This window comes from Dolichospermum sp. LEGE 00246 (assembly GCF_015207865.1).
In the GTDB taxonomy this organism is placed as follows: Bacteria; Cyanobacteriota; Cyanobacteriia; order Cyanobacteriales; family Nostocaceae; genus Dolichospermum; species Dolichospermum heterosporum.
The window spans coordinates 1-5,309 of the sequence record NZ_JADEWA010000386.1; the positions used below are offsets into that span (position 1 = coordinate 1).

At 40.8% G+C, this 5,309-nt stretch carries 4 protein-coding genes; 1 reads left to right on the forward strand and 3 read right to left on the reverse strand.

The window, feature by feature from the left end:
• Positions 1-144 precede the first annotated feature (144 nt).
• From IQ228_RS20390 to clpB, 3 genes are all read right to left on the reverse strand, one after another.
• Complete coding sequence (locus IQ228_RS20390; RefSeq protein ID WP_193964181.1) at positions 145-498, reverse strand: type II toxin-antitoxin system RelE/ParE family toxin; 354 nt, start codon at positions 496-498, stop codon at positions 145-147.
• Positions 482-769, reverse strand: a complete 288-nt coding sequence (locus IQ228_RS20395; protein ID WP_027402717.1) for a type II toxin-antitoxin system Phd/YefM family antitoxin — start codon at positions 767-769, stop codon at positions 482-484. The genes IQ228_RS20390 and IQ228_RS20395 overlap by 17 nt, the downstream gene beginning before the upstream one ends.
• A 385-nt stretch (positions 770-1,154) precedes the next feature.
• A complete protein-coding gene (gene clpB / locus IQ228_RS20400) occupies positions 1,155-3,773 on the reverse strand; it encodes an ATP-dependent chaperone ClpB (RefSeq protein WP_193964182.1) in 2,619 nt (872 codons plus the stop codon).
• Positions 3,774-4,632: 859 nt separating this feature from the next.
• On the opposite strand from clpB, the gene IQ228_RS20405 reads away from it, so the two are divergent.
• Positions 4,633-5,283 carry a DUF3386 domain-containing protein gene (locus IQ228_RS20405; RefSeq protein WP_193964184.1) on the forward strand — a complete coding sequence of 217 codons (651 nt, stop codon included), beginning with the start codon at positions 4,633-4,635 and terminating at the stop codon, positions 5,281-5,283.
• Positions 5,284-5,309: the final 26 nt, after the last annotated feature.

A 5,309-nucleotide genomic window follows, 5' to 3' on the forward strand; every position in this document is an offset into this window, starting at 1 on the left:
ATAGTATCGTTGCATTTGTACCTCAATCTCACCAGGGTAAGTTTGCATCATCTATCAGTTCATCCATCTACCCCTCTAGTGTATAGCTATCATTGGCAGTATTACACCTTATTTAATCCACGATCCTTAATTTGATACTAATGGTCACTTTTCTGGTTCGATATTTTCGATATTTCCATAAGGTTGTCTCAAAAATTCTTCTCTTGTCATCCATTCTTGGGAGGTATGCCGAATATGGTAAATTATCACAGCATTACCTTCAATGCCAAAAAGAATCCGATAGCGTTTGGAATAGAGAAGATATCGGATTTCTTGTCCTACTATTTCCTTTTCTGGGGCGATCGGACAACGGTGAGGCATGGAAGCAAGAGTATCAATTGCAGCAAGTAATCCATTAAACCAATTAGCCCCATTTACAGGAGAATCTTGAGAAATCCACAAATAAAATTCCTCCGCATCGTCTAGTGCTATTGGAGTAATTCTAACGAGGTATTTCATGCTTTAACCGTAATTCTTCTAATGCTTCTACCGCGTCTTTTGTCTTTCCAGCAGCAGCTTCAGCTATGCCTTGACGAATTTTTGCGGCTGACCTTGCTAGTTCTAACTCATCCAGTAATTCTTGATAAGATGCTGCATCCTGCATGATCACGGATGCTTTACCATTAACAGTGAGAATAATTGGTTTATGACTCGACTGTATTTGTTCAATGAACTGTCTAGCATTGCGCTGAAAGTCTGAAAGGGGGTAAATTTCCCGTGCATCAAGCATTATTATTACTCTCCATGAAATTCTCATGATATTTCATGTTAACTTATTGGTGTAAAAATTTCAAGCACAAAAGAATATTAGGTAACAATCCTTGTCCGCGATGAAGCAGGAAATAAACACTAAGATTATTGCTGTCCAGATGTGTCTAGACTTTGGTAATTTTGGGTAAGTTTTATAGAACGGGTTCATTCACTTACGCCGCAGTGTACTAGTACAAAACGGCGTAAATAAACCAACCATTCTAAATCCTCCAAAAGCCTATACTGTCTTCATTTTGACTTTTGACTTTTGACTTTTGACTTCCGCCTTGCGGTACTAGTCATCTTTAGATGACTTTAGCTTTTAGACAGGGAATTTATTCCCTGGCTTGAAGGGACTCTCAAATCTAACCCGTAAACACCTCTGCGGGTAAACGATTAAAGGCAAGACGCTCATTTTGGACATCTACAAAAATGGTGTCACCGTCGCTGAAATCACCGCGTAAAATGGCTTTGGCTATTTGGGTTTCTAGTTCCCGCTGAATTGCTCTTTTTAATGGTCTTGCACCAAAAACGGGATCATATCCTACCTCTGCCAAAAAGTCAAGAGCAGCACTGGATAATTTCAAAGCCATTTTCCTATCAGTTAATCTTTGTCTGAGTCTATCTACTTGTAATTGAACAATATTCCGCAATTCGGATTTTTGTAAACTGTGGAAAATAATTAATTCATCTAGACGGTTTAAGAACTCTGGACGGAAACTATTTCGCATTGCTTCCATCACCCGATTACGCATTTCATCGTAACGGCTATCGTCTCCAGATATATCCAGGATATATTGAGAACCGATGTTACTGGTCATGATGATAATACTATTTTTAAAGTCTACTGTGCGACCTTGGGCATCTGTCACCCGACCATCATCGAGGATTTGTAAGAAAATATTAAATACGTCGGGGTGGGCTTTTTCGATTTCGTCGAATAAAATCACCGCGTAGGGACGACGACGAATGGCTTCGGTTAATTGTCCTCCTTCTTCATAACCCACATATCCGGGAGGCGCACCAATTAAACGAGAGACGGCGTGCTTTTCCATGTATTCAGACATATCAACCCGCACCAAAGCCTCCTCAGTGTCAAACATATAAGCAGCTAAGGCTTTCGCTAGTTCGGTTTTACCGACACCAGTTGGACCAAGGAAGACAAAACTGGCTATGGGACGGTTTGGGTCAGAAAGTCCAGCGCGAGAACGTTGAATGGCATCTGCGACAGCGGTAACGGCTTCATGTTGACCGATAACCCGGTGATGTAATTCATCTTCTAAATGCAGGAGTTTTTCCTTTTCTGATTCGACTAATTTATTCAGGGGAATGCCTGTCCATTTAGAAATAATTTCGGCAATGTCAGCTTCTGTAACTTCTTCGCGCAATAGTGATTTTCCTGTGCCTTGGGTTTGGGAAAGTTCAGTTTCTACGGCTTGTAATTGGCGATGTAAGTCTGTTAATTTACCATATTTTAATTCCGCAGCCCGGTTAAGATCGTAGTTTCTTTCTGTTTGTTGAATTTCTAGATTAACTCGGTCAATTTCTTCTTTAATTGATTGAATTTTGGTGATAATACCTTTTTCAGATTGCCATTGTGTGCTAAGGGTTCTTTGATCTTCTTTGAGGTCAGCGAGTTCTTTTTCTAATCTTTCTAAACGTTCACGGGAAGCGAGATCACTTTCTTTTTGTAAGGAAAGTTTTTCCATTTCCAATTGGAGGATTTTTCTGTCTATTTCGTCTAGTTCTTCGGGTTTGGATGTAATCTCCATCTTCAGTCTAGCAGCGGCTTCGTCTACTAAATCAATGGCTTTGTCAGGGAGAAAGCGATCGCTAATATAACGATTTGATAAAGTGGCCGCAGCGACTAAAGAACTATCAGAAATTCTCACCCCATGATGGACTTCATAACGTTCTTTCAAACCGCGTAAGATGGAAATTGTATCTTGAACGTTAGGCTGATCTACATAAACTTGTTGAAAACGTCTTTCTAAAGCGGCATCTTTTTCCAAATATTTGCGATATTCATCTAAAGTTGTCGCCCCAATGCAGCGTAACTCACCCCGTGCTAACATCGGTTTCAATAAATTTCCGGCATCCATAGCCCCTTGGCTTGCACCTGCACCGACAACGGTATGAATTTCATCAATAAATAAGACAATATTGCCGCCGGATTCGGTGACTTCTTTTAATACGGCTTTGAGCCGTTCTTCAAATTCACCTCGGAATTTTGCTCCCGCAATTAAAGCCCCCATATCTAAACTGATGAGTTTGCGATCTTTGAGAGATTGGGGAACATCACCCGCCACAATGCGCTGTGCCAAACCTTCGGCGATCGCAGTTTTCCCCACACCAGGTTCACCAATTAAAACCGGGTTATTTTTGGTTCTGCGGGAGAGAATTTGTACTGTGCGTCTAATTTCATCATCACGACCGATTACGGGGTCTAGTTGACCTTTGCGGGCGGCTTCTGTGAGATCACGTCCGTACTTCTCCAGTGATTGATATTTACCTTCTGGATTTTGGTCAGTCACTTTTTGTTTCCCCCGAATTTCTTTAATAATATTTTTGAGTTTGTTTTCATCTAAACCGAATTCTTGCAGTAAACTTTTGCCAAACCGATCATCTTTGGCGTAACCTAACAGTAAATGTTCAATAGAAATAAATTCGTCTTTAAATTCTTGACGATATTTTTCTGCCCGATCTAATAATGTATCTAAACTGCGTCCTAAATAAACAGAAGCACTAGTCCCCGATACCTTGGGTTGACGTTGGATAAACTGCTCAGTGCGATCTCGAACTTTTTGCAAACTTGTCCCAGCTTTGGTGAAAATCGCGCTGGCCAGTCCTTCCTGTTCCAGCAACCCTTTCATCAGGTGTTCACTTTCTAGCTGCTGTTGCTGATACTGTTTAGCGACATCGGGGGTATGAGCGATCGCTTCCCAGGCTTTTTCTGTAAATTGATTGGGGTTAGTCGGCTGCATAAGCTTTTAGAATAACAAACTACCGTTTAATAAGATCATTGTAAAAATATTTGGCGTAATTGCTAGATCGGTCTTCACGTCTTTAAAATGTAGTATTATTGCCCAATCTGGAGTAACAAAGCGTATCTATCTCCTATGGGTCTAGTACCGCAAGGCGGAAGTCAAGAGTCAAAAGTCAAAAGTAATATTCAGCAAGATTTTTGGCGATTAGAGAACTCCACAAAAGAGATGAACTGCTTACAGCAGCGCCTCGCTATCCAATCTTGTGGGATGGGCATCTTGCCCGTCCTTGTATTATTAGCGGGCTTTTCGTCCCGCACCACAAGAAATTTTGGGATATTTTTTTAATTGAAAGTCTCTTAAGAATGGTTGGTTTATTTACGCCGTGCTGTACTAGCCTACTACAACCGGGGAATTGCCCCTCCCTCGTTCCCTCGTTCCCTGGCTCTGCCGGGGAATGCCCACAGGAGGCTCTGCCTCCACTATATTCACTGTATTTGAGGCAGAGCCTCAAACTCCCATTCCCAGCCGGAGTCTGGGAACGAGTTCAATTTATCAATAATATTTTGTCTGAATCAGGATACCCAGGATTTAAGGATGTGCAGGATGTGATTTTTTGATTGTCTATAAACATTCAGATTTAAGGATAAAAAATCATCTTCACACTATAAAAGAAATTAGATCTGTGACTTCACCAGATCATCAACAAAAATCCTGAAAATCCTCAAATCCTGGACATCCTGATTCAGACAAGGGCAATTCCTCACTCACGCGCATTCATCCCACGCTCCTAAGAGTGAGACGTGGGACTTCTGCTATTCTTGTTAAACTATTAGAAAAATGCAGTCAAAGTGGTGATATGGCAATTCAGTCAACGGCAGAAACTTTATTTCAAACTGCTTATGAAAGTCGTTACACTTGGGATGAGAATTTTCCTGGTTATGCTGCCAATGTGCAACTGCTACAGGAAGGTGAGGTTTATACTGGTAAGATTCAGATTGACCCCAGCCTGAATATACAAGTTACAGAAGTCGCAGATAAACAAATAGCAGCAGGAATTGATATTCAGTTACAGGAAATAGTTACCCGCTGTCAAAGAAGCGATTTTCAAACTTCCTATGGTCAACATGACTTTATTTTAGGTGAAACGGTAGAAAATGACGGTGTAAAGGTTTTTGTCAAGAGTGAAAATATTGATTCTCACTATCAAATCCGTAACCAAAAAATATATCAAGAAGTTCGGGTTATGGGTCGGATGTCCTTGGAGATGAATTATGACGATTTTCTAGCTACAGACTGCGGTTATATCCCTTCTGCTTATCATGTAGTTTTTCGTAATTCGCAAACAGGTGATGTTAATAGCATTCTCAAATTTACGGATACATATCAAAAATTTGGTGATTATTACATTTTGACAAAGCAGATAGTGGCAGAGTATGAAGACGGGAAAACTGAAACTCCGCAATCAATTACTGAGTTTGTTTATTCCAATATTCAGCTACTGGAATAGGCGGGGAGTAGGAGGAGGGGGGGAGG

Excerpts from the sequence above, each read along its gene's own strand:
- IQ228_RS20390 (WP_193964181.1), bottom strand. The coding sequence starts at position 498 with ATGAAATACCTCGTTAGAATTACTCCAATAGCACTAGACGATGCGGAG.
- IQ228_RS20405 (WP_193964184.1), top strand. The coding sequence starts at position 4,633 with ATGGCAATTCAGTCAACGGCAGAAACTTTATTTCAAACTGCTTATGAA.
- IQ228_RS20395 (WP_027402717.1), bottom strand. The coding sequence starts at position 769 with ATGCTTGATGCACGGGAAATTTACCCCCTTTCAGACTTTCAGCGCAAT.
- clpB (WP_193964182.1), bottom strand. The coding sequence starts at position 3,773 with ATGCAGCCGACTAACCCCAATCAATTTACAGAAAAAGCCTGGGAAGCG.